The following is a 23,251-nucleotide window of genomic DNA, read 5'->3' on the forward strand; positions in this document are numbered from 1 at the left end:
GGCGCACCTGCGCCTGGGAGTTTTCAGAATGATCGTCCTTACCGAACTTGACCTGCCGCTGATCTGCGAGGCCGTGGGGCTGGTCGGCGTCTCGCTCTATGCCTGCAACTACATCTGCCTGTCGCTCCGCATCCTGAGCAGCGAGTGCATCCCCTATTTCGTCCTGAACACGATGGCGGCGATCTGCGTCCTCGTCAGCCTGACGCAAAGCTTCAACCTCGCCTCGGCGCTTATCCAGAGCTTCTGGATCGCCGCCGGGTCGCTCGCCGTCTCGATCCGGATCCGCGACCGCCGCCGGGGCCGCCCGAGGCCCGTGCCGCCCATCTCTGGAACCGCCACAATCGAGCGATAGGCGCGGCCACGCGTCCCGCTCTGGACCATGACCGCGGGCAGGCCTATAAGGCGGATCATGACCCCGGCATTCGCGATCCTCATCCGAATTAGCTGCCCGGCGTAAGCACCTGCTGCGCCGGGATTTCAGGCGTCCGACCCTTCGCGCCGACACGTATCCAGACCGACCCTGCCCAGATCGACTTTGACCGAGGACGCAGCCCCATGTGCGCCGAGACCGTGACCGACACGCCCGACTACAAAGACACCCTGAACCTGCCCAAGACCGATTTCCCGATGCGCGCGGGCCTGCCCAAGCGCGAGCCCGAATGGCTTGCCCGCTGGGCGGAGATCGGCATCTACGACCGCCTGCGCGAGACCGCGGGAGAGCGGCCGCCCTTCACGCTCCATGACGGCCCTCCCTATGCCAACGGGCATCTGCATATCGGCCACGCGCTCAACAAGACGATCAAGGACATCATCGTGCGCTCGCACCAGATGATGGGCCATGACGCGCGCTATATCCCCGGCTGGGACTGCCACGGCCTGCCCATCGAGTGGAAGATCGAAGAGCAGTATCGCAAGAAGGGTCTCGACAAGGACAAGGTCGACACCGTCGATTTCCGCCAGGAATGCCGCCGCTTCGCCGAGGGCTGGATCGACATCCAGCGCGAGGAGTTCAAGCGCTTGGGCATCACCGGCTGCTGGGACCGCCCCTACCTGACGATGGATTACCGCGCCGAGCGGATCATCGCGGAGGAGTTCCAGAAATTCCTGATGACTGGCACGCTCTACCAGGGCTCGAAGCCGGTGATGTGGTCGCCGATCGAGAAGACCGCGCTGGCCGAGGCCGAGGTCGAGTATCACGACAAGGAAAGCTTCACGATCTGGGTGAAGTTCAAGGTGGCCGAGTTCGCGTTGCCCGATCTCGACGTCTCGGACGAAGAGGCCGGTGACGAGGAGCGCGAGGCGCTGGCCGAGGCGCAGGCGGAGGCCGCGGCGCGTCTGCAGGGCGCCAAGGTCGTCATCTGGACGACCACCCCTTGGACCATCCCGTCGAACAAGGCCGTGGTTTACGGAGAGACCATCTCCTACGGCCTCTACGAGGTCACCGACACGCCCGAGGAATGCTGGGCCGAGCCCGGCGAGCGCTTCATCCTCGCCGACAACCTCGCCGCGCAAACCTTTGCCAAGGCACGCCTTTCCGACGATCAGTGGGCCCGCGTCGGCGATGTCTCGCAGGCACAGCTTTCCGGCATGAAGCTCGCCCATCCGCTGCGCGGCGCCGAAGGCTCGAACGGCGAATGGGACGATCTGCGCGATTTCCGCGCCGCCGATTTCGTCACCGACGACGAGGGCACCGGCTTTGTCCATTGCGCCCCGAGCCACGGCATGGAGGAATACGAGCTCTACCGCGATCTCGGCATGCTCGATCAGGTCATCACCTACAACGTGATGGATGACGGCTCCTTCCGCGCCGACCTGCCCTTCTTCGGAGGTCATTTCATCCTGTCGCGCAAGGGCGCCGAGGGCACCGCGAACAAGGCCGTGATCGACAAGCTCGTCGAGGTCGGAGGCCTTCTCGCGCGCGGCAAGATCAAGCACTCCTACCCGCATAGCTGGCGCTCGAAGGCGCCGGTGATCTACCGCAACACGCCGCAATGGTTCGCCGCCATCGACCGCACAGTCGGTGACGGCCAGGACACCTACGGCACCACCATCCGCGAGCGGGCGCTGACCTCCATCGACCAGCTCGTCCAGTGGTGGCCGCGCACGGGCCGGAACCGGCTGTACTCGATGATCGAGAGCCGTCCCGACTGGGTGCTCTCGCGCCAGCGCGCCTGGGGCGTGCCGCTGACCTGCTTCACCAAGGCCGGCGCGCTGCCGACCGATCCCGATTTCCTGCTCAAGGACGACGCGGTCAACGCCCGCATCCTCGAAGCCTTCGAGGCCGAGGGCGCGGACGCCTGGTACAAGCCCGGCGCCAAGGAGCGGTTCCTCGGTAACGACTACGATCCCGCCGAGTGGGACCAGGTCTTCGACATTCTCGACGTCTGGTTCGACAGCGGCTCGACCCATGCCTTCGTCCTGCGCGACCGCGAGGACGGCACCGCCGACGGCATCGCCGATGTTTACATGGAGGGCACAGACCAGCATCGCGGCTGGTTCCACTCCTCGATGCTGCAGGCCTGCGGCACGATGGGCCGCGCGCCTTACCGCAACGTGGTCACGCATGGCTTCACGCTGGACGAGAAGGGCAACAAGATGTCCAAATCGCTCGGCAATACCGTCGCGCCCGAGGACGTCGTCAAGCAATACGGCGCCGACATCCTGCGGCTCTGGGTGGCGCAGACCGACTATACCGCCGACCAGCGCATCGGCCCGGAGATCCTGAAGGGCACCGCCGACAGCTACCGCCGCCTGCGCAACACCATGCGATTCCTCCTGGGCGCCGTGGGCCATTTCTCCGAGGACGACCGCGTCGAGCCCGCCGACATGCCCGAGCTCGAACGCTGGGTGCTGCACCGTCTGGCCGAGCTCGATGAACGCGTGCGCAAGGGCTATGCGGAGTTCGATTTCCAGGGCGTCTTCCGCGCGCTCTTCGACTTCGCGACGGTGGAGCTCTCGGCCTTCTATTTCGACATCCGCAAGGATGCGCTCTACTGCGATGGCGATACCCCGCGCCGCCGGGCGGCCCGGACGGTCATGGACATCCTGTTCCACCGCCTGACCACCTGGCTCGCGCCGATCCTCGTCTTCACCATGGAAGAGGTCTGGCTGGAGCGGTTCCCGGGCGAGACGAGCTCGGTGCATCTCCAGGACCTGCCCGAGACACCGGCCGAGTGGCGCGACGACGCGCTCGCTGCGAAATGGGCCCGCGTCCGCCGGGCCCGCCGTGTCGTGACGGCGGCGCTCGAGGTGCAGCGCGCCGACAAGGTGATCGGGGCGAGCCTCGAGGCCGCGCCCATCGTCTACGTCACCGATCCCGAGACCCGCGCGGCGCTCGAGAGCGTGGCCTTCGACGATCTCTGCATCACGTCGGCCGTGACCCTGACCGGCGATCCGGCCCCGGAGGACGCCTTCCGGATGCCCGAGGTCGAGGGCGTCGCGGTGGCCTTCGCCAAGGCCGCGGGCGAGAAATGCCAGCGCTGCTGGAAGATCCTGCCCGATGTCGGCACGCATGCGCATCCCGAAACCTGCGCCCGCTGCGACGCGGCGCTCGACTGATGCACGGACCTGCCGCCAGAATTTTACCTAAAATTCTGGCGGTGGCTGATCCTGGTCCTTCTCACACGGCCAGACCGCGCGTCTCGCGGGTCACCAGAATTTTACCTAAAATTCTGGTGGCGGCGCGCTCTGGACATACACCCCGAGACGCGGGAGCATCGCGGTCATGAGCGAGCACGACAGCCCCAAGCCCTACCAGGTCCTGGCGCGGAAATACCGCCCCGAAACCTTTGCCGATCTCGTCGGCCAGGACGCGATGGTGCGCACGCTGAAAAACGCCTTCGCCGCCGACCGAATCGCGCAGGCCTTCATCATGACCGGCATCCGCGGCACTGGGAAGACCACCACCGCCCGGATCATCGCCAAGGGCCTGAACTGCATCGGTCCCGACGGCCAGGGCGGCCCGACCACCGATCCCTGCGGCGTGTGCGAGCCCTGCCGCGCGATCATGGAAGGCCGCCATGTCGACGTGCTCGAGATGGACGCGGCCTCGAACACATCCGTCAACGATATCCGCGAGATCATCGACAGCGTGCGCTACCGCGCCGCCTCGGCGCGCTACAAGATCTACATCATCGACGAGGTGCACATGCTCAGCACCTCGGCCTTCAACGCGCTCCTGAAGACGCTCGAGGAACCGCCCGAGCATGTGAAGTTCATCTTCGCCACCACCGAGATCCGCAAGGTGCCGGTCACCGTGCTCTCGCGCTGCCAGCGCTTCGACCTGCGCCGAATCGAGCCCGAGGTGATGATCGCGCTCCTGCGCCGCATCGCCGGGGCCGAGGGCGCCGAGATCACCGATGACGCATTGGCGCTCATCACCCGCGCCGCCGAGGGCTCGGCCCGCGACGCGACCTCGCTTCTCGACCAGGCGATCAGCCACGGTGCGGGCGAGACCGGGGCCGAGCAGGTGCGCGCCATGCTCGGCCTCGCCGATCGCGGGCGGGTGCTCGACCTCTTCGAGAAGATCATGCGCGGCGATGCCGCGGGCGCCCTGACCGAGCTCTCCGCACAATATGCCGATGGCGCCGATCCGCTGGCGGTGCTGCGCGATCTCGCCGAGATCACCCATTGGATCAGCGTGGTGAAGATCACGCCCGATGCCGCCGAGGATCCGACGATCTCGCCCGACGAGCGCGCCCGCGGACAGGCCTTCGCGCAGGAACTCGGCATGCGCCCGCTGACGCGGCTCTGGCAGATGCTCCTGAAGGCGCTCGACGAGGTGGCGCAGGCGCCGAACGCGATGATGGCCGCCGAGATGGCGGTGATCCGGATGACGCATGTCTCCGAACTGCCCTCGCCCGAGGAGCTCTTGCGGAAATTGCAGGAAACGCCTCCCCCCGCCCCGGGCCCGGGCGGTCCCGGCGGCGGGCTGGCGCAAGGCGGTGGCGCGACCTCCATGACCGAGGCGCGCGGCATGCCCCAGGCGACCCATTCCGGTCCCTCGGGCCCCTCGGCCAGCCTCGCGCCCGCGCGCGCGGCCGAGACCGCGCTGGGGCGCTACCCGACCTTCGAGCACGTGATCGAACTCATCCGCGCCAATCGCGACGTCAAGCTCCTGGTCGAGGTCGAAGGCGGTGTCCGTCTCGCCGCCTACCAGCCCGGCCGGATCGAGTTCACGCCCGCCGAGGGCGCGCCCGCCGATCTTGCCCAGCGTCTCGGCGCGGCGCTCCAGCGCTGGACCGGCAACCGCTGGGCGGTCATCCTGGTCAACGGTGCCGAGACCACCACGATCACCGAGCGCCGCGACGCCGCCGCGCTTGCGCTGCGCGGCGAGGCCGAGGCGCATCCGCTGGTGAAGGCCGCGCTCCTGGCCTTCCCGAGTGCCAAGATCGAGAAGATCACTAGCGCCGAGGACGAGGCCCGCGACGCCCAGGCCGAGGCCCTGCCCGAGGTCGAGGACGAGTGGGACCCGTTCGAGGAGGAGTGAGCGGCGCGCCAACACGCGCGCGCCGGCACCTGGTGAAGCGCTCGGCCCCCACCGGCGCCGATTTCCGAACCGGAAATCGCGCGGGTTCCGGTTCGGAACCCGGCAGCCCTTGTTCCACCGCCCGCGCCCCCGTATCTCAGAGGAAAGAGATGACAGGAGAGACGAGATGCTCAAGGGACTAGGCGGGCTTGGCGACATGGCCAAGATGATGAAGGCCGCGCAGGAGATGCAGACCAAGATGGCGCAGCTCCAGGAAGACATGCATGCGATCATCGTCGAGGGCGAGGCCGGCGCGGGCTTGGTGAAGGCCACCTGCACCGCCAAGGGCGAGCTGAAGACGCTCGACATCGACCCCTCGATCTTCAACGGCGACGACAAGGAGGTCGTCGAGGACCTGATCCTGGCCGCGATCAAGGACGCCCAGCTCAAGGCGCAGGAGCGCTCCAAGCAGGAGGTCTCGAAGCTCGCCGAGAGCATGGGCCTGCCCGCGGACATGAACCTGCCCTTCTGACCCGGCAGTGTCCGAGCGGTCCGACATCGACGCGCTGATCGAGCTGATGGCCCGGCTTCCGGGCCTCGGCCCCCGCTCGGCGCGTCGCGCGGTCCTGCACATGATCCGCAAGCGCGGGCTGATCCTCAACCCGCTCTCGGAGCTCATGGCCACCGTCGCCGCCACCGCGCGGGAATGCCTCAACTGCGGCAATATCGGCACCTCGGACATCTGCGCCATCTGCGCCGACGAGCGCCGGTCCAACGGCATTCTCTGCGTCGTCGAGGACGTGGCCGATCTCTGGGCGATGGAACGCGCGGGCGTCTTCAAGGGCCGCTACCACGTGCTGGGCGGCACGCTCTCGGCGCTCGACAATATCGGCCCCGAAGAGCTGGGCCTGCCGCGGCTTCGCGACCGGGTGCCCTCCGAGGAGATCACCGAGGTCATCCTCGCGCTCAACGCCACCATCGACGGGCAGACCACGGCGCATTACATCGCCGATCTCCTCGAAGGCCAGGTGACGCTCACCTCGCTGGCCCAGGGCGTGCCCATTGGCGGCGAGCTCGATTACCTCGACGACGGCACGATCACCGCGGCGCTGAACGCCCGCAAGGCGATCTGACCGGCCCAACGCGGAAAAGCACGTGCGGCGGCGCGCCCGAGCGCCTAGGCTCCATGCCATTCTCGCGAATGAATTGGAGCCGTTACGATGACGTCCCTGACCAATGCCTTTCAGCACGGGCTGAGCCACTACGCCAGTTTCGCAAGCCGCACGGACCGCGCCACCTTCTGGTGGTACGTGCTGGCCGTCTTCCTGATCATCGTGATCACCAACGTCATCGACGGGCTGGTCTTCGGCTGGGCCCCGGAGGCCGGCGAGCCGATCTCCTTCCTCGTCGCGCTTGCCCTGATCCTGCCCAACATCGCCATCGGGGCGCGGAGGCTGCACGATACCGGCCGATCCGGCTGGTGGCTCCTGCTCTGCTTGATCCCGGTGATCGGGACGCTGGTGCTGATCTGGTTCTACATCCAGAAGGGCGAGCCCGGGCCGAACGCCTATGGCGACGCGCCGCGCTAGGCGCGCCTCTCACGGACCGGCACCGGTCGCGACGGGACTGCGCCCGCCAAGGGACCAACCGCAGCCACCCTAAGATGCCCGAAACGAAAGAACCCGCGCCGGGGCGCGGGTCCTGCTGGTCCGAAGACGGAGCGGTTGATCAGCGGCGCGGATCGTCGCTGTCATCGTCCTCGTCATCATCACCCTCGGGCAGGTTGAAGAACGAATCCGCATCCGCGTAGTTCTTGTCGTCGCGCGGATCCTCGTCGTCGCTGTCATCGCGCGGATCGGAGAGCGAGAAGGTCTCGAGCCCCTCGATCGCCGAGGGCAGGCGCGGTTCGGGATCCATGCCGAGCGATTGCTCGGTCGACACCAGCTTGCGGCGCTCGTCGTCGTTCATCACCGCGTCGGACTTCTTCGAGGCCTTGGCCACCGCCGCGTCCAGCTCGGACTGCTTGCAGAGCCCCAGCGCGACCGGGTCGATGGGCTGGATGTTCGCGATGTTCCAATGCGTGCGCTCGCGGATCGCCTGGATCGTCGGCTTGGTGGTGCCGACGAGCTTGCCGATCTGGCCGTCCGACAGTTCGGGATGGAACTTCACCAGCCACAGGATGGCGGCCGGACGGTCCTGGCGCTTGGAGAGCGGCGTGTAACGCGGACCGCGGCGCTTTTCCTCGTCCCGGGCGGCCGGGTTGAACTTGAGCTTGAGCTTGTAGAGGACGTCTTTCTCGCCCTTGTCGATCTCGCCCTGCTCGAGCTGGTTGTTGGCCACGGGGTCGAAGCCTTTCACACCGGCGGCCACATCGCCATCGGCGATGCCCTGCACCTCGAGCTCGTGCATCTCGGTGAAATCGGCGATCTGCTTGAAGGTCAGCGTGGTGTTGTCGACCAGCCAGACAGCGGTCGCCTTGGGATGCAGGAGCTTTGCCATCGTCTTTCTCCTCGTCGAATAATATCTACCTCGGCCCCGGGCTCTGGGCCGCGGGAGGATCCGGGAGGTCCGGACCGGGTTGCCGTTGTCGGGAAACTTGGCGGGCTTATAGTCGCTGCAGGTGACGGAGGAAAGTGGAAATGCGGTGGATCGTGGCGCTGGTCCTGGCAGCAGGCATGGCGCGGGCCGAAGGCGAGCTTGCGGGCGAGTTCGACTATTACGTGCTGTCGCTCAGCTGGTCGCCCAATTGGTGCGCGCTCGAAGGCGATGCGCGCGGCGCCGAGCAATGCGCGCCCGAGCGCGATGCGGGCTGGGTGCTGCACGGGCTCTGGCCGCAATATCACCGCGGCTGGCCGTCCTATTGCCGCACACCCCACGCCCCGCCCTCGCGCGCGATGACCCGCGCGCTCGGCCCCGAGATGGGCTCGGCCGGGCTAGCCTGGCACCAGTGGAAGAAGCACGGCACCTGCTCGGGTCTCGATGCACAAAGCTACTACGACCTTGCGCAAGAGGCCTATGACACGCTCGCCAAGCCCGAGGTGCTGGATCGTCTGACGAAACCCGTGAAACTTCCGGCGAAGCTGGTCGAAGAGGCCTTCCTCAAGGCCAATCCCGGGCTCGAGCCGGATATGCTGACCGTGACCTGCCGCGAGGACCGCATCCAGGAGGTCCGGCTCTGCCTGTCGAAATCGCTCGACCCGGTGCCTTGCGGCGCCGATGTGGTCCGGGACTGCACGCTGAAAGACGCGCTTTTCGATCCCATCCGCTAACCGGCTCTTAACCATTCCGCGCGATAAGAGGGATGTGGGGCCGCTGCGATGCGGTCCCGGTACCGGAGAAGCTCTTGACTGGCCGGGGCGCAGGTGCGGGGGCGCCTGCCTCCCGGCCTTTTGTCCGGTGGACGGCGCGGCGATCCCGTCGCCTGCCGGCCTGCCCGTTTTGATCGGAAAGACTGCTCCGTCAGGCGCTCACACTCGCCAGAACGCCCGCCCCTACCCGCAGGACAGCGCCCGACGCGCCGCCTCCGCGCTCCACGGCCCGAGGGAGCTCCGCGCGAACTCCGCCCCGTCGAAGCGCAGCGCCACCAGCTCCAGCCAATCGCCCGAGCCCAGCACCAGTTCCGGCCCGTCCCCGCAATCGCGCGCGCCGCCGATGATCACGTCCCAGCCGATCTGGTGGTTGGAGACACCGCCGTAGGAGGCGACCCGCTCCAGCCCCTCGCCCGCGATCCGCCAGAGCTGCAGCTCCTTGGCGAGATGCGGACGGTCGACAAGCGCGATCTCGATGCGGCCGTCCCCGTCCAGATCGACCGCCGCCACCGGCGCCAGCCAGCGGTTCGCGCGACCGATGAACGGCCCCGCGGCGATCCGCCCCGAGGCGCCCCAGACCGCCAGCCGCGCGCCCCGGTCGAGCGCCGTCTCGACCACGACGATCTCCGACAGACCGTCGCCATCGACATCCCAGAGCCGCGGCGCGAGGTCCTCGAAGACCATCGTCTCGGGCAGCGCGGCACGCAGGCTGCGCCCATCCGAGAGCGTCCATTCCAGCGCCGCCCATTCGAGCGCATCGCCCAGAACCCCATGCGCGTAGCGCGCCGTGGGTTCGGCGAAGCGCGCCGCGACGATCTCCTGCGCGACCGAGCCGCACGCGCCCGCCAGCCACAGGCCCGACGCCGCCACCGCGCCGCGGGCAAGACGCCGCCACGCAGCGGACCCGGGACGCGGCGCCCGGGCAGGCATCAGATCTGCTTTTCGGGCATCTGCACCTTCAGACCGTCCAGCGCGTCCGAGACCTTCAGCTGGCAGGTCAGGCGCGAGCGCGCGGGATCGGGCTCGTAGGCGAAATCGAGCATGTCCTCTTCCATGTCCTCCTTGGGCGGCAGCTTCTCCACCCAGGCGGGATCGACATAGACATGGCAGGTCGAACAGGCGCAGGCGCCGCCGCAATCGGCTTCGATGCCGGGAATGCCGTTGTCGCGCGCCCCTTCCATCACGGTCAGCCCGTTCGCGACCTCGACCACGTGCTCGGTGCCGTCATGTTCGACATAGGTGATCTTTGCCATCGTCGTCTCCTCGAAAGTGTCGGAGCATGTGGTATCCAAGCGCGCGGGACGTTTCCAGCCCGGATCGCGCAGAGCGCACCGATCACCCCGATCGGGTGTTTCGATGACCGCTGGACCCCATTCCGGGACTTGGCGCTCCGCCGAAAATGTTCTATATTTGTTCACATGCAGATCCTCCGCCCGCCCCCTCGCGCCCCTCTCTCCACGCAACGCGACACGCGGCCCGTCTGGCCGCGCCCGCCCGCCTGCCTCACCGCCGAGCGGATCGAGCTGCCGCCCGAAGGCGCGCGGGTGGCCGTCGCCGGGCTGGTGATCCTGCGCCAGCGTCCCGGCACCGCCAAGGGGGTGATCTTCCTGACGCTCGAGGACGAGACCGGCGTGATCAACATCATCGTCTGGAAATCCATCTACGAACGCTTCCGGCGCGCGGTGATCGCCGGGCGGCTTCTCAGGGTCACCGGCCGGGTCCAGCGCAGCCACGGCGTCACCCATGTGATCGCCGAAGAGGTCGAGGACATCTCCGCGATGCTCGACCGGCTCTGCGATCCTGCCGGAGTGCTTCCCGCCCCCGCCGAAAGCGGCTAGGCTCGGCGGCAAAACCGCCCCGAGGCCCGAGCCGCCGCCATGATCCGCCCCCCGTTCCGTGCCGCCGCGCTCCTGGCGCTGACCGCCGCCTGCGCGGAGACCGGTCCCGCGCCCGAAGACGCCGAGCCCCCGCCGCCGCTCGAGACCGCCGCCGACGGGCGCTGCTACGCCACCGAGATCACCCCCGCCGTCTACGAACAGGTGCCGGGCCAGGTGCAGGTCGTGCAGGCCGAGCTCGCCGCCGACGGCACCGTGATCCGCCCGCCGATCTACCGCAACGCCACCGTGCCCCGCGTCGTGCGTCCGCGCGGCGAGACCCGGTTCGAAGCGCCCTGCCCGGCCGAGATCACGCCCGAGTTCCTGGCCACCCTGCAGCGCGCCCTGGCCGCCCGCGGGCTCTATCGCGGACCGGTCACCGGCACGCTCGACGCCGCCACCCGCGACGCGATCCGCGCCTACCAGTCGACGCGCGGTCTCGACAGCGCGCAGCTGTCGCTCGAAAGCGCGCGCGCCCTGGGCCTCGTGATCTCCCCCCTCTCCGAAGGCTGAGCGAATGACCGCCCCGACACACCCAATGATCCTCTACATCGCCCCCGCCACCATCGCCGTCGCCGCCGCCGTCGCGCTCGAAGAGGCAGGTCTGCCCTACGAGGCCCGCCGCCTCGAGTTCCGCGCCTCAGAGCAGCGCGGACCCGATTACCTCGCGCTCAATCCCAAGGGCCGCGTGCCGCTTCTGATCGACGGCGAACTGCGGCTGACCGAGACCGGCGCGATCCTCGAATACATCCACGCCCGCGCCCCCGAGGCGGGCCTCATGCCCGAGGGCGCCGAGGCCCAGGCCCGCATCCGCGAGGCGCTCCACTATTTCGCCGCCACGATGCATGTCGCCCATGCCCACAAGCTCCGCGGCACCCGCTGGGCGGATCGCGACGAGAGCCTGGCCGACATGCGTGCCAAGGTGCCCCAGACGATGGGCGACTGCGCGGCCCATGTGGAGGCGCATATCCTGACCGGCCCCTTCGTTCTCGGAGACCGCCTCAGCATCGCCGACGCCCATCTCTTCGCGATCACCTGCTGGCTGCCGGGCGATGGCGTCGACATCACAGCCTATCCCAAGCTCGCCCACTTCCACGAGACGATGGAGGCCCGCCCCTCGGTGCAGGCCGTCCGCGCGGCGGGCTTTTGCTGACCCCGCGCGCCACATCCACCGAGGCCGCGCCGACCGCGCGGGGCCTCGTCACCCGACCGGCCCGCCCCGAGGACCGGACCCGATGATCGCCTATGTGACGGTCGGCGCCGATGACATCGCCCGCGCCCGACGCTTCTATGACGTGGTGCTGCCTGCCTTGGGCTACGCCGTCAGCGAAGGCCCCGAGGGGCTGAGCTACACCCTGCCCGGGGCCGAGGAACGCGGCCTGCCGGATTTCTACGTCAAACCGCCCTTCGACGGGCGCGGGGCCGCGCCCGGCAACGGGACGATGGTCGCCTTCGAGGCCCGCGACCAGGCGCAGGTGCGGGCCCTGCACGCGGCAGCCTTGCGCGCGGGCGGCACCGACGAGGGCCAGCCCGGCTTTCGCGCCTCCTACGGGCCGCGGTTCTTCGTGGCCTATCTGCGCGATCCGCAGGGCAACAAGATCGCGCTCTTCTCCAGCCATCCCGACGATCCGGCCCGCGACGGCTGACACGGATCGCGCCTCCCGAACGACACGGGGCGCCCCCATGACAGGGGCGCCCCGTTATCGGCGAGAGACCCGCCTGTCAGATCATTCGGCTTCGTCGAGCCCGAGCGCCACGAAGCGCGGGTCGCCGTCGCGGCGGACGAGCAGCAGGAGCGACTTCCGCCCCGCCTCGCGCGCCTCGTCGATCCGCGCATCGAGATCCTCGACCGACAGCACCTCGGCCTGACCGGCCTCGGTGATCAGGTCACCGGCGCGCAAGCCCTTCTCGAACGCCTCGGAGGTCTCGTCGACATCGGTGACCATCAGCCCCTTGGCGCTGTCGGAGAGGTTGAACTCCTCGCGCAGCTCCGCGGTCAGCGGCGACAGCGTCAGCCCGAGGATCTCGGCCGCCGCGGGCGGCTCCTCGGCCTCGGGCGTTTCCTCGGTGTCGGTCTCGGCGCTCTCGGCGTCTTCCCGGCGGCCGAGCGTGACCTTCAGCGTCTCCGTCGCGCCCTCGCGGTTGACCACCACGCGCACCGATTTGCCGACCTCGGTATTGCCGACCTGCCGGACGAGGCCGCGGGTATCCTCGACCTCCTTGCCGTCGAAATTCAGGATCACGTCGCCCGCGAGCATGCCTGCATCCTTTGCCGGACCGTCCGGCACGTCGGTCACGAGCGCGCCGCGCGCCGCTTCGAGCCCCATCGCCTCGGCCACGTCCTCGGTGACGTCCTGGATGCGCACGCCGAGCCAGCCGCGCCGGGTCTCGCCGAACTCCTTGAGCTGGTCGACCACGCGGATCACCACGTTCGAGGCCATCGAGAAGCCGATGCCGATCGAGCCGCCGGTCGGCGACAGGATCGCGGTGTTCACGCCGATCACCTCGCCATCCATGTTGAAGAGCGGGCCGCCCGAGTTACCGCGGTTGATGGCGGCGTCGGTCTGGATGTAGTCGTCATAGCTGCCCGAGAGCGCCCGGTTCCGCGCCGAGACGATGCCCGCCGAGACCGAGAAACCCTGCCCGAGCGGGTTGCCCATCGCCATGACCCAGTCGCCGACGCGCGCGAGGTCGCTGTCGCCGAAGCTGACGAAGGGCAAGGGCGTGTCGGCTTCGACCTTCAGAAGCGCGATGTCGGTGTTGGGGTCGGTGCCCACCACCTTGGCGTCGAGCTCGGAGCCCGAGAAGAACTCGATCGTGACCTCGTCGGCGCCGTCGATGACGTGGTTGTTGGTGACGATGTAGCCGTCTTCCGAGATCACGAAGCCCGAGCCCAGCGCCGAGGAGCGGCGCGGGCGGTTGCCCTCGCCGTTGCGGTCGCGGAACTCGCGGAAGAAATCCTCGAAGGGCGAGCCTTCGGGCACCATGCCCTCGGGGCCGGTGCGTCCTTCGACCATCGTGGAGGTGGTGATGTTCACCACCGCATCGCTGATCTCCTCGGCCAGGTCGGCGAAGCTTTCCGGCGCGCCCCGCGCCTGGCTTGCGATGGCGGTGAGGCCCAGGAGAAAGAGCGCGAGCGTCGCGACCCAGACCGCGCGCAGCGCGGTCATCGGCACGCGGGCGGCGGCACTGGTCTGGTGTCTCGGGGCGGTACGAGGGGCAGGTCGGCTCACCAGCTGGGTCAAATCATACTCCTGTTGTCGCGCGGCCTGCGAAAACGCATCGCGGCCGGTTCTGATGCTTTAGCGTAAAGATATGGTGTTTGCCGTCGCGCAAAAAGCGCGATTTTTTCTGTCACTTGCTCGTGACCCGAAAACGAGCGGCAGGCGGCGCGGCCTCTTCCCCGAAGAGGCCGCGCCGCCGGGCCTGCCGGGCTGGCGGATTTCGCTTCGAAATCCGTCTCAGAGCGCAAACCACAAGAGGATCAGGCCGGTCACCGCGGTAAGCGCGCCAAGGGTGCGCCGCGCGTCTTCGGGCAGCGCTGCCAGCGCTTCGAGCATGCGCTCGACAAGCGAAGGGGCCAGCCCGTAGGCCAGCCCCTCCAGGATCAACGCGCCTGCGAGCATCACGAAGACGATCTCGGCGGGCGACAGCGTCATCGGCTCAGTTCACCGGCGCGGGGTCGTCCTCGCCGCTCTCGTCCTCTGGCGCGGGCAACTCGCTGTCGAGCATGCCCTCGGCCTCCTCGGCGTCGCGCTCGAGCTGCTCGCGCGCGGTGTCGGGAAGATCGGGCGACAGCTCGCTGGCCGGAGCCAGTTCGCGCAGCCGCTCGATATCGGTCTCGGTGATGTTCACCGCGTCGATGCCCTCGGCCCGGATCGCCTCGAAGAGCGGTCCGACAAAAGCGCTGTCGGGCGAGATCACCAGGGTCGAGTTGTCCCGCTGGAGCGAGTTCTCGAGCGCCGAGAGCGAGCGGTAGAAGGCGAAGAACTCGGGGTTGTCGCCATAGGCTTCGGCGAAGACCCGGTTCCGCTCGGCATCGGCCTCACCGCGGACGATCTCGGCCTCGCGATTGGCGTTCGAGGTGGTCTCGACCACGGTCCGGTCGGCAGCCGCGCGCACGCGCTGCGCCGCCTCGTTGCCGCGGGCGATCTCGTCGGCGGCCTCGCGCTCGCGCTCGGCCCGCATCCGGGCGAAGGTCGCATCGAGGTTCTGCTGCGGCAGGTTGGTCTGCTTCAGCCGCACGTCGACGATCTGGATGCCGAGGCTGTTGGCCTCGTTGCGGGCCTGTTCGCGGATTCGCAGCGCAAGATCGCGGCGCGCGTCCGAGAGGATCGTGTCCGAGGTCACCTGATCGGCACCCAGGACCTCGCGGATCTGCGCGTTCAGGATCGAGCTCAGGCGGTCCTCGGCGGCGCGGATGCCGCCCACGCCCACGGCCTGGCGGAACTGCACCACATCGGCGATGCGGTAGCGCGCGAAGGCGTCCACGACGAGGCGGCGATCGTCGGACGGGGTGACCTCGATGGTCTCGGTGTCGAGCGACAGGATCCTGTCGTCATATTTCACGACCTCCTGGATCAGTGGCACCTTGAAGCCGAGGCCCGGCTCCTCGACCACCTGCTTGATCTGGCCGAACTGCAGGACCAGCGCCTTTTCGCGCTCGTCGACAATGAACACCGCCGAGGCCACCACGACGATGGCAACGACCACGGCAATGAGGAGAGCATTCAGACGGGACATCAGTTGCCTCCCTGCGTCGGAGCGGCGGTCCGGCCGCGGTTCAGTTCATTGAGCGGCAGATAGGGCAGCACGCCCTGCCCGCCGGCACCGGCCTGGTCGAGCACGATCTTGTCGATCTCGCCGAGTGTGCGCTCGATGGTCTCGAGATAGAGGCGGCGCTGGGTCACGTCGGGCGCCTGGTTGAACTCCTGCGCGACCGAGATGAAGCGCGAGGCCTCACCGATGGCCTCGTTCACCACCTGCGCGCGGTAGCCTTCGGCCTGTTCGAGCGTCTGCGCCGCGGAGCCGCGCGCCTCGGCGAGGACGCGGTTGGCATAGGCGTCGGCCTGGCGCTGGAGACGGTCGCGCTCCTGCTCGGCGGCCTGCACTTCGCGGAAGGCGTCGATCACCTCGGCGGGCGGATCGGCCCGGTCGAGGTTGACCCGGACGACATTGATGCCGGAATCGTAATCGTCGAGCGTCTCCTGGATGTTCTGGAGCGCGGTATCGGCGATCAGGCCCCGGTCCCGGTTGAGGATCGGTGCGAGGTTCGACGCCGCGATAATCTCGCGCATCACGCTTTCCGACACCGCCTGCACGGTCAGCTGCGGGTCGCGGATGTTGAAGAGAAGCTTCGCCGGATCCTTGATGTTCCAGACCACCTGGAAGTCGATATCGACGATATTGGCATCCGTGGTCAGCATCAGCCCGTCGCCGTTCTGACCGCGCCGGTCGCCGATATTCTCGGTCCGCTCCGAGGTCACGTTGACCACTTCGTAGGTCACGAGCGGCCAGGGCGCGAAGTTCAGACCGGGCTCGCCGGTCGAGCTGTATTCGCCGAGGAAGAGTTCCACCGACTGCTCTTCGGGGCGCACCGTGTAGAAGCTGGAGAACGCCCAGACGCCCAGCGCCGCAACGGCTCCGATCACCAGCGTGGTGCGGTTGAAGGAGGGCCCGCCCCCGCCGCCTGCGCCACCGGTCGATCCGCCGCCACCGCGACCGCCCATCAGGACGCGCAGGCGCTCCTGGCCCTTGCGCACAAGCTCGTCGATTTCGGGGATCTGGTTGCCATTGCCGCCCTCGGGTCCGCGGCCACCGCCGCGCGGGCCGTCCGGGCCGCGATCACCGCCGCCACCCTGTCCACCGCCGCCCCAAGGGCCGCCGTTGTTGCCTGCCATTAATGCTTACCTCGACTGGTCCTGTTCCGTCCCCGAAAAACTTGGGGAACAAACTGTGATATTCAAGCGCTGCGCACGGGTTTGCGCATGGTCACGATCTCTTCGGACATGGTCGGATGCACCGCGCAGGTCCGGTCGAAATCCTCTTTCGTCGCGCCCATCTTCACCGCGATGCCCGCGAGCTGGATCATCTCGCCCGCGTTCGGCGCGACGATGTGACACCCCAGGACGCGGCGCGTCTCCTTGGAGACGATGAGCTTCATCAGCACCCGGTCGGGGCGATGGATGAAGGCCGTCTGCATCGGGCGGAACGAGGTGCAGTAGACCTCGATCTCCTCCTGGTCGCGGGCGTCCTCTTCGCTCATGCCGACGGTGCCGAGCTCGGGCTGGGTGAAGACGGCCGAGGGGATCAGCTCGTGGTCGATGGGCGTCGGGTTGCCCTTGAACACCGTCTCGACAAAGGCCATGCCCTCGCGGATCGCCACCGGCGTCAGGTTCACCCGGTCGGTCACGTCGCCGATGGCGTAGATCGAGGGCACCTTGGTCTGGCTGTACTCGTCGACCTCGATCTGGCCGTTCCGCCCGAGCGTCACGCCGACCTCCTCGAGCCCCATGCCTTGGGTCGAGGGCTTGCGGCCGGTCGCGAAGAGCACCGCGTCGAAGACCTGCTCGCGGCCATTGGTGGCCTTCACCCAGATCGGCCCGTCGCGGGCATCGTCGGCGCGGTCGTCCTGCGCGGCCGCATCGCTGACCGTCGAGGACATGCCGGTATCGCCGGTGACCTCGCCCTCGTCGCCCGCGGGCGCGCCCATGGGCGGCGCGTCGCGGCCGATCTCGGAGGGCTCGGCGCAGCGCATCTCGACGATGTTCGACCCGGTGTGCAGGTCGATCCCGCGCTCGCGCATCGCCTCGGCGATGAGCCCCCGCGCCTCCTCGTCGAAGCCGCGCAGGATCTGCGCGCCGCGGTAATACTGGGTCACCTCGACGCCGAGACCGGCGAGGATGCAGGCGAACTCGCAGGCGATGTAACCGCCGCCGACGATCAGGATCGAGCGCGGCAGCTTCTCCATCTTGAAGACGTCGTCCGAGACCATGCCGAGATCGGCATTGGCCATCTCGGGGCGGACCGGATGGCCGCCGGTCGCCACCAGAATATGCTTGGCGGTCTTGGTCTCGCCGTTGTCGAGCTTGACGGAATGCGGACCCGCGATGGTGGCGCGGCAATCGAAGGTCTCGACGCCCGCGTCGCTCAGAAGCTTGCGATAGACGTTTTCCAGCCGGTCGAGCTCGCCCCGCAGATGGTCCGAGAAGGTCTCCCAGTCGAAGCCGTCATTGGTGAGCGACCAGCCATAGCCCTTGGCGGTCTCGCAGACCGCGCCGTATTCGGAGGCGAAGACCATGATCTTCTTGGGCACGCAGCCCCGGATCACGCAGGTGCCGCCGTAGCGGCTTTCCTCGGCCAGGGCGACCTTCGCGCCCGCCTCGCCCGCCGCGACACGGGCCGCGCGCACGCCCCCCGAGCCGCCGCCGATCACGAAAAGATCGTAGTCGAAGTCGCTGTCGCTCATCCCGTCTGCTCCCGCGGCTGATCCCGCCGGACGGTATTCCACAGCCCATGGGGCTTGGCCAGAGCGCGGGCGGGTTTTTCCGGGCCGCGAGGGTCCCGATCAGCGGCTCACTCGATGACGCGCAGGCGCACCTCGGCACCGTCCGGCAGATCGCGGATCTGCAGCGCCACCTCGCCGGAAAAGGAAATCTGCTCCAGCAGCGGCACGATCCGCATGTTCTCGGGCGTGTAATCACCGCCGAGCGGCGCGGGATGGACGAGATGGAAGACCCGCCCCGGCGCCGGTGCGCCCAGGGTGTGGATCGCCACGGTCACGAGCCGCAGCATCTCCCAATCCTCGACGAAGCCCGGCTCCGACAGGAGCGCATCGCGCTCGGCCGCACTGTCGGCAACAGGCTCGCAGGCGAGCTCTTCGGGCACGATCCGCCAGGTCGTCCCGACCCGATCCTCGATCAGGAGATTGCCGAAGGCGTTCCGCGCCAGAAGCCGCGCGGGCTCGATCCCGGTCCACTCCCAGGCCTCGGCCACGGCGGCGAGCACGGTCGCGTCGTCGGGGTCGCGCGCGGGCGGCTCGGTGTCGGGAAGCTGGCGTGCCATCGCCGCCCCGCTCAGTCGCCCAGATCGGAGAAGAGGTTGTCGCTCTCGACGAAATCCAGCCGGTCCTCGGTCACCGTTCCGGCGTTGATGTCGCGCAGTTCCACCCGGCCGTCGCCATGCCCCACCACAACCACGTCGCAGATGTCGATGAAGAGCCCGTTCTCGACCACACCCGGCATCTGGTTCAGCACCATCGCGAGCTGGCGCGGATTGCCGATCCGGTCGAGATGTAGATCGAGGATGAAATTGCCCTCATCGGTCACGAAGGGCTGGCTGCCGTTCATCCGCAGCGTCGTCTCGCGGCCCATCACGTCCATCGAGACCAGCGTCTCTTCCACCAGCGCGCGGGTCGCGGTCCAGCCGAAGGGCACGACCTCGACCGGCAGCGGGAAGGCGCCCAGCGCATGCACTTCCTTCGCGGCATCGGCGATGACGATCATCTGGTCCGAGGCCGTGGCCACGATCTTCTCCTGCAACAGCGCGCCGCCGCCGCCCTTGATCAGGTTCAGCTCGCCATCGAACTCGTCGGCACCGTCGATGGTCAGATCGAGCCACTTCGCCTCTTCGAGGCTGATCACCTCGATGCCCACTTCGCGGGCAAGCTCTGCGGTGCGGGTCGAGGTCGGCACGCCGCGGAACTTGAGCCCGTCCTCGCGCACCATCTCGCCCAGGCAGCGCACCAGCCAGGCGGCGGTCGAGCCGGTCCCGAGACCGACGCGCATCCCGTCCTCGACGTAATCCGCCGCCCGGCGGGCGGCGACGAACTTGGCCTTGTCGATGGGTGACAGCTCTGCGGACATGTGCGCTCTCCCTCACGATACCGTTGGTCGCGCTTATAGGGGCGCGCGAGCGCAAGTGCGAGGGAGAATGACCGGGGCTCAGGCCACGACGCGCAGGATGTCGTCGAATCTGGCACCCGGCGTGCGCAGTTCGAGATTTGCCCGTCGCCAGGCGCCGACGCGGATCCGGCGCCGCGCGGCGCTCCATTCGGGTTTGCCGGTCAGGCCGGGCAGATGATCCATGATCTCGGACCGGGCGCGCAGGCTCATCGCCCGCATCACAGGCTCGGAGGGCAGCAGGCTTTCGACCGCGGCGCCCTGCGCAAAGACGATCTCGTGCCGGTCGAAGAGCAGATGACGAAAGCGCAGGTGCCGGCCCGGCGCGAAATCGATTCCCGGTTGGCCGACCAGCGCGCGGATGGGCAGCAAGAGCTCTTCGCCCGCGACACGGACGATCACATGGTGCTCCGGCGCCAGTATCAGCGGCGTCTCGTTGCAGAGCGCGCCCGTCTCGACACGAACCGGCGCCACGCCGCGGCATCGCTCGGGCGCGACGTCGCCCGTCCAGGCCAGACGGCGCGGCCCGTTATCCATGGTGATGACATAATCGCCCGGCTTCAGGCTGTCGGCAGTGCGCGCGCCCTGCGGCGTCGCGAGAACGGTATCGGCGCTGAAGGACGCCGCAAGCATCCGCGCGCGGTTCAGCATCGGCCCAAGGGCGGAGGGACCGGCGCGCGTGTCCGGCGAGTGAGACGGAAGAGTTGCCTGCGACGTCATGGCTGCCGATCGTCCTGCTCTTTATTATTCCCGCCAGAACATCCGGGAAAAGCGGCCAAAGTGAGAAACAATCGGGATATATTCATGTGACTTGCCACTGGTGCGCTGTGGCCCTCACGGATCGGAAAAGGTCGTTTTCAGCCTGCCGATCCGGGCGCGCGGGGGTAGAAAGGGCGCGACTCGCCCTCTGCCCCGTGCCGCAAGGAGCCCGCATGTTTCTCAGCGTTTTCGACATGTTCAAGATCGGCATCGGGCCGTCGTCGTCGCACACGATGGGCCCGATGGTCGCGGCGGCGCGCTTTCTCGACGCGATGCGCGCCTCGGAGCATCGCTTCGCAGGTGTGAAGGGATCGCTGCACGGCTCGCTGGCCTTCACCGGAGCGGGCCACGCCACCGACCGCGCGGTGATCCTGGGTCTCGCCGGGTTCGAGCCCGAAAGCTACGATGCGGAGGCCGCCGAGGCAGCTCTCGAAGAGATCCGCGACAGAAGGACAATCTCGCCCGACGGCCTTGGCACGCTCGCCTTCGACCCCGGGACCGATCTGGCCTTCGATTATGACACCGCGCTTCCGGGACATGCCAACGGCATGCGGCTCTGGGCGACCGACGCGCAGGGCGACACGCTCCTGCAGGAGACCTACTACTCCATCGGAGGCGGCTTCGTGCTGACCGAGGCGGAGCTCGAGGCCGGGCGCGACACCGATGTCGGCCCACCGGTCCCCTACCCGTTCAAATCCGCCGCCGAGATGCTCGAGATGGCGACCGCCTCGGGTCTATCGGTTGCGCAGATGAAACGCGCCAACGAGCTCTCGCGCGGCGGCACGGCCAAGCTCGACGACGGGATCAAGCGCATCTGGCAGGTGATGGAGGACTGCATCGACCGCGGTCTTTCGACCGACGGCATCCTGCCCGGCGGGCTCAAGGTGCGCCGCCGCGCCAAGCCCATCCACGACGCGCTGCAGGCCGAGCGCGGCCGCAATCTCGACGCGCCGCACATGATCAACGACTGGATGGCCGCCTATGCGATGGCGGTGAACGAGGAGAACGCCGCCGGGGGCCAGGTGGTGACCGCGCCCACCAACGGCGCGGCGGGCGTGGTGCCCGCGGTGATCCGCTACTGGCTCGACCATGTCCCCTCCGCGAGCCGCGACCGCATCCCGGATTTCCTGCTGACCGCCTCGGCCATCGGCGGGCTGGTGAAATACAACGCCTCGATCTCGGGCGCCGAGGCCGGCTGCCAGGCCGAGGTCGGCAGCGCCTCGGCGATGGCCGCGGCGGGTCTCTGCGCGGTGATGGGCGGCACGCCCGCCCAGATCGAGAACGCCGCCGAGATCGCGCTCGAGCATCATCTGGGCATGACCTGCGATCCGGTCCGCGGTCTCGTCCAGGTGCCCTGTATCGAGCGCAATGGCCTGGGCGCGGTGAAGGCCGTCACCGCGGCGAGCCTCGCGCTCCGGGGCGACGGGGTGCATCTCGTGCCGCTCGACGCCTGCATCGAGACCATGCGCCAGGTCGGCGCCGACATGGCCGAGAAATACAAGGAAACCTCGCTCGGCGGCCTCGCCGTCAACGTGCCCAACTGCTGATATGCCAGCGGTGCAACGCCGCAAGTCACGATCCCGGCTTTGACAGGATCGGCCGCGCAATATAATTTCGCCTCCTACGGTTCAACTTTGAACCACGGCCTTGGGAGGGTTCGGCATGGCGGCGCTCGACGTCGAGGACGAGGACGGCGCCCGCGCGACCGAACTCATGGGATTTTACCGTGACATGCTGCGCATCCGCCGCTTCGAGGAGAAGGCCGGACAGCTTTACGGCATGGGCCTGATCGGCGGGTTCTGCCATCTCTATATCGGCCAGGAAGCGGTGGTGACCGGGATCGAGGCCTGCCTGCGCGACGGCGACAAGCGGCTCACCTCCTATCGCTGCCACGGCCACATGCTGATGGCGGGCATGGACCCCAAGCGCATCATGGCCGAGATGCTCGGACGCGAGGACGGCTATTCGCGCGGGCGCGGCGGCTCGATGCACATGTTCTCGCCCGAGCACGGCTTCTTCGGCGGCCACGGCATCGTCGGCGCGCAGGTGCCCATCGGCGCGGGCCTGGCGCTGGCCGAGAAGACGCTCAAGACCAACAAGATCGTGACCTGTTATTTCGGCGATGCAGCCGCCGATCAGGGCCAGGTCGCCGAGACCTACCTGATGGCCGCGCGCTGGCAGCTGCCGGTCCTCTTCGTGATCGAGAACAACAAGGCCGAGCCGGGCCAGCGCGCCGCCCCCAAGGGCACCCGCCTCATCGACCGCGCCCATGCCTACGGAATCGAGGGCGCCGAGGCCGACGGCATGGACGTGCTGGCGATGAAGGAGACCGCCGAGCGCTTCGTGCTCGACATCCGCGCGGGCAAGGGCCCGCGGGTGATCGAGGCCAAGACCTATCGCTACCGGGGCCACTCGATGGCCGACCCGGCCAAGTACCGCACCCGCGACGAGCTGCACCGGATGCGCGCCGAGCGCGATCCGATCGAACAGGTCCGCCAGATGCTCCTGCGCGACGAGGGCATGAGCGAGGACGATCTCAAGGCGGTCGACAAGGAGATCAAGGCCGAGGTCTCGGCCGCCGCCGAACATGCGCGCGGGGCCGCCGAACCGGCCTCGGACGCGCTTCACGACGGGGTCTACGCGCATGTCTGAGCCCGCCCAGATCCGCATGCCCGCGCTCAGCCCCGGCATGGAAGAAGGCCGCCTCGCCCGCTGGCTCGTCCGCGAAGGCGACCGCGTCGAGGCCGGCGACGTGATCGCCGAGATCGAGACCGACAAGGCGACGCTTGAGTTCGAGACCGAGGAAGGCGGCGTGATCGGCGCGCTGCTCGTCGCGGCCGGCACCTCCGGCATCAAGGTCGATACCCCCATCGCCGAGCTGGGCAGCGGTGCCGCCGCGCGCACGCCCTCCGCCGACCGCTCGGAGCCCCGGCCCGCCGCCCC

At 68.4% G+C, this 23,251-nt stretch carries 25 protein-coding genes; 14 read left to right on the forward strand and 11 right to left on the reverse strand.

The window, feature by feature from the left end:
• Positions 1 to 28 precede the first annotated feature (28 nt).
• The 6 genes from ACFQ4E_RS03885 to ACFQ4E_RS03910 all read left to right on the forward strand — a co-directional run bounded on the left by ACFQ4E_RS03885 (position 29) and on the right by ACFQ4E_RS03910 (position 7,056).
• Positions 29 to 352: a CBU_0592 family membrane protein gene (locus ACFQ4E_RS03885; protein ID WP_386801608.1), complete on the forward strand. Its 324-nt coding sequence runs from the start codon at positions 29 to 31 to the stop codon at positions 350 to 352.
• A gap of 203 nt (positions 353 to 555) precedes the next feature.
• Positions 556 to 3,558 carry an isoleucine--tRNA ligase gene (gene ileS, locus ACFQ4E_RS03890; RefSeq protein WP_386801609.1) on the forward strand — a complete coding sequence of 1,001 codons (3,003 nt, stop codon included), beginning with the start codon at positions 556 to 558 and terminating at the stop codon, positions 3,556 to 3,558.
• Between the two features lie 166 nt (positions 3,559 to 3,724).
• Entirely contained in the window at positions 3,725 to 5,488 is a 1,764-nt protein-coding gene (locus ACFQ4E_RS03895) for a DNA polymerase III subunit gamma/tau (RefSeq protein WP_386801610.1), read from the forward strand.
• A gap of 166 nt (positions 5,489 to 5,654) precedes the next feature.
• Positions 5,655 to 5,999 (forward strand): YbaB/EbfC family nucleoid-associated protein, encoded by a 345-nt coding sequence (locus ACFQ4E_RS03900; protein WP_386801611.1) that lies wholly within the window; start codon positions 5,655 to 5,657, stop codon positions 5,997 to 5,999.
• 7 nt (positions 6,000 to 6,006) lie between these two features.
• Positions 6,007 to 6,600, forward strand: coding sequence for a recombination mediator RecR (gene recR, locus ACFQ4E_RS03905; protein WP_386801612.1), 594 nt, complete (start codon positions 6,007 to 6,009; stop codon positions 6,598 to 6,600).
• Between the two features lie 87 nt (positions 6,601 to 6,687).
• Complete coding sequence (locus tag ACFQ4E_RS03910; RefSeq protein WP_386801613.1) at positions 6,688 to 7,056, forward strand: DUF805 domain-containing protein; 369 nt, start codon at positions 6,688 to 6,690, stop codon at positions 7,054 to 7,056.
• Between the two features lie 139 nt (positions 7,057 to 7,195).
• Here ACFQ4E_RS03910 and ACFQ4E_RS03915 read toward each other — a convergent pair whose 3' ends face one another.
• Positions 7,196 to 7,966 (reverse strand): DUF1013 domain-containing protein, encoded by a 771-nt coding sequence (locus tag ACFQ4E_RS03915; protein WP_386801614.1) that lies wholly within the window; start codon positions 7,964 to 7,966, stop codon positions 7,196 to 7,198.
• 140 nt (positions 7,967 to 8,106) lie between these two features.
• Between ACFQ4E_RS03915 and ACFQ4E_RS03920 the strand changes: the two genes are divergently transcribed.
• The gene (locus tag ACFQ4E_RS03920; protein ID WP_386801615.1) at positions 8,107 to 8,736 is read left to right on the forward strand and encodes a ribonuclease T2 family protein; all 630 of its coding nucleotides are present in this window, start codon (positions 8,107 to 8,109) and stop codon (positions 8,734 to 8,736) included.
• A gap of 222 nt (positions 8,737 to 8,958) precedes the next feature.
• Here ACFQ4E_RS03920 and ACFQ4E_RS03925 read toward each other — a convergent pair whose 3' ends face one another.
• On the reverse strand, positions 8,959 to 9,705 hold the full coding sequence (locus ACFQ4E_RS03925; RefSeq protein WP_386801616.1) for an FG-GAP repeat domain-containing protein: 747 nt from the start codon (positions 9,703 to 9,705) through the stop codon (positions 8,959 to 8,961).
• On the reverse strand, positions 9,705 to 10,028 hold the full coding sequence (locus ACFQ4E_RS03930) for a 2Fe-2S iron-sulfur cluster-binding protein (RefSeq protein WP_386801617.1): 324 nt from the start codon (positions 10,026 to 10,028) through the stop codon (positions 9,705 to 9,707). Before ACFQ4E_RS03930 ends, ACFQ4E_RS03925 begins: the two co-directional genes overlap by 1 nt.
• Positions 10,029 to 10,193: 165 nt before the next feature.
• Here ACFQ4E_RS03930 and ACFQ4E_RS03935 point away from each other — a divergent pair, with 165 nt between their 5' ends.
• The 4 genes from ACFQ4E_RS03935 to ACFQ4E_RS03950 all read left to right on the forward strand — a co-directional run bounded on the left by ACFQ4E_RS03935 (position 10,194) and on the right by ACFQ4E_RS03950 (position 12,295).
• Complete coding sequence (locus ACFQ4E_RS03935) at positions 10,194 to 10,613, forward strand: OB-fold nucleic acid binding domain-containing protein (protein WP_386801618.1); 420 nt, start codon at positions 10,194 to 10,196, stop codon at positions 10,611 to 10,613.
• A gap of 39 nt (positions 10,614 to 10,652) precedes the next feature.
• A complete protein-coding gene (locus ACFQ4E_RS03940; RefSeq protein WP_386801619.1) occupies positions 10,653 to 11,162 on the forward strand; it encodes a peptidoglycan-binding domain-containing protein in 510 nt (169 codons plus the stop codon).
• Between the two features lie 25 nt (positions 11,163 to 11,187).
• A complete protein-coding gene (locus ACFQ4E_RS03945; RefSeq protein ID WP_386801620.1) occupies positions 11,188 to 11,802 on the forward strand; it encodes a glutathione S-transferase family protein in 615 nt (204 codons plus the stop codon).
• A gap of 82 nt (positions 11,803 to 11,884) precedes the next feature.
• Positions 11,885 to 12,295, forward strand: coding sequence for a VOC family protein (locus ACFQ4E_RS03950; RefSeq protein WP_386801621.1), 411 nt, complete (start codon positions 11,885 to 11,887; stop codon positions 12,293 to 12,295).
• A gap of 81 nt (positions 12,296 to 12,376) precedes the next feature.
• On the opposite strand, the gene ACFQ4E_RS03955 is transcribed toward ACFQ4E_RS03950, so the two are convergent.
• From ACFQ4E_RS03955 to ACFQ4E_RS03990, 8 genes are all read right to left on the reverse strand, one after another.
• A complete protein-coding gene (locus ACFQ4E_RS03955) occupies positions 12,377 to 13,819 on the reverse strand; it encodes a DegQ family serine endoprotease (protein WP_386801638.1) in 1,443 nt (480 codons plus the stop codon).
• A gap of 291 nt (positions 13,820 to 14,110) precedes the next feature.
• Positions 14,111 to 14,308: a DUF2065 domain-containing protein gene (locus ACFQ4E_RS03960; RefSeq protein ID WP_386801622.1), complete on the reverse strand. Its 198-nt coding sequence runs from the start codon at positions 14,306 to 14,308 to the stop codon at positions 14,111 to 14,113.
• Between the two features lie 4 nt (positions 14,309 to 14,312).
• Complete coding sequence (gene hflC, locus ACFQ4E_RS03965; RefSeq protein ID WP_386801623.1) at positions 14,313 to 15,392, reverse strand: protease modulator HflC; 1,080 nt, start codon at positions 15,390 to 15,392, stop codon at positions 14,313 to 14,315.
• Complete coding sequence (gene hflK, locus ACFQ4E_RS03970; RefSeq protein ID WP_386801624.1) at positions 15,392 to 16,549, reverse strand: FtsH protease activity modulator HflK; 1,158 nt, start codon at positions 16,547 to 16,549, stop codon at positions 15,392 to 15,394. The genes hflC and hflK overlap by 1 nt, the downstream gene beginning before the upstream one ends.
• Positions 16,550 to 16,611: 62 nt before the next feature.
• Positions 16,612 to 18,117 carry an FAD-dependent oxidoreductase gene (locus ACFQ4E_RS03975; protein WP_386801625.1) on the reverse strand — a complete coding sequence of 502 codons (1,506 nt, stop codon included), beginning with the start codon at positions 18,115 to 18,117 and terminating at the stop codon, positions 16,612 to 16,614.
• 107 nt (positions 18,118 to 18,224) lie between these two features.
• The gene (locus tag ACFQ4E_RS03980) at positions 18,225 to 18,713 is read right to left on the reverse strand and encodes a T6SS immunity protein Tdi1 domain-containing protein (RefSeq protein ID WP_386801627.1); all 489 of its coding nucleotides are present in this window, start codon (positions 18,711 to 18,713) and stop codon (positions 18,225 to 18,227) included.
• An 11-nt stretch (positions 18,714 to 18,724) separates the two neighbouring features.
• On the reverse strand, positions 18,725 to 19,513 hold the full coding sequence (gene rpiA, locus ACFQ4E_RS03985; protein WP_386801628.1) for a ribose-5-phosphate isomerase RpiA: 789 nt from the start codon (positions 19,511 to 19,513) through the stop codon (positions 18,725 to 18,727).
• Between the two features lie 78 nt (positions 19,514 to 19,591).
• Positions 19,592 to 20,200 carry a Hint domain-containing protein gene (locus ACFQ4E_RS03990; protein ID WP_386801629.1) on the reverse strand — a complete coding sequence of 203 codons (609 nt, stop codon included), beginning with the start codon at positions 20,198 to 20,200 and terminating at the stop codon, positions 19,592 to 19,594.
• Positions 20,201 to 20,481: 281 nt separating this feature from the next.
• On the opposite strand from ACFQ4E_RS03990, the gene ACFQ4E_RS03995 reads away from it, so the two are divergent.
• The 3 genes from ACFQ4E_RS03995 to ACFQ4E_RS04005 all read left to right on the forward strand — a co-directional run.
• Complete coding sequence (locus ACFQ4E_RS03995) at positions 20,482 to 21,855, forward strand: L-serine ammonia-lyase (RefSeq protein ID WP_386801630.1); 1,374 nt, start codon at positions 20,482 to 20,484, stop codon at positions 21,853 to 21,855.
• Positions 21,856 to 21,970: 115 nt separating this feature from the next.
• Positions 21,971 to 22,960 (forward strand): pyruvate dehydrogenase (acetyl-transferring) E1 component subunit alpha, encoded by a 990-nt coding sequence (gene pdhA, locus ACFQ4E_RS04000; protein ID WP_386801631.1) that lies wholly within the window; start codon positions 21,971 to 21,973, stop codon positions 22,958 to 22,960.
• The coding region (locus ACFQ4E_RS04005) for a biotin/lipoyl-containing protein (RefSeq protein WP_386801633.1) at positions 22,953 to 23,251 on the forward strand (299 nt) is incomplete at its 3' end. The genes pdhA and ACFQ4E_RS04005, both read left to right, overlap by 8 nt.

Origin of the sequence: Litorisediminicola beolgyonensis (genome assembly GCF_042679605.1) — a bacterium.
Taxonomy (GTDB): Bacteria; Pseudomonadota; Alphaproteobacteria; order Rhodobacterales; family Rhodobacteraceae; genus Litorisediminicola; species Litorisediminicola beolgyonensis.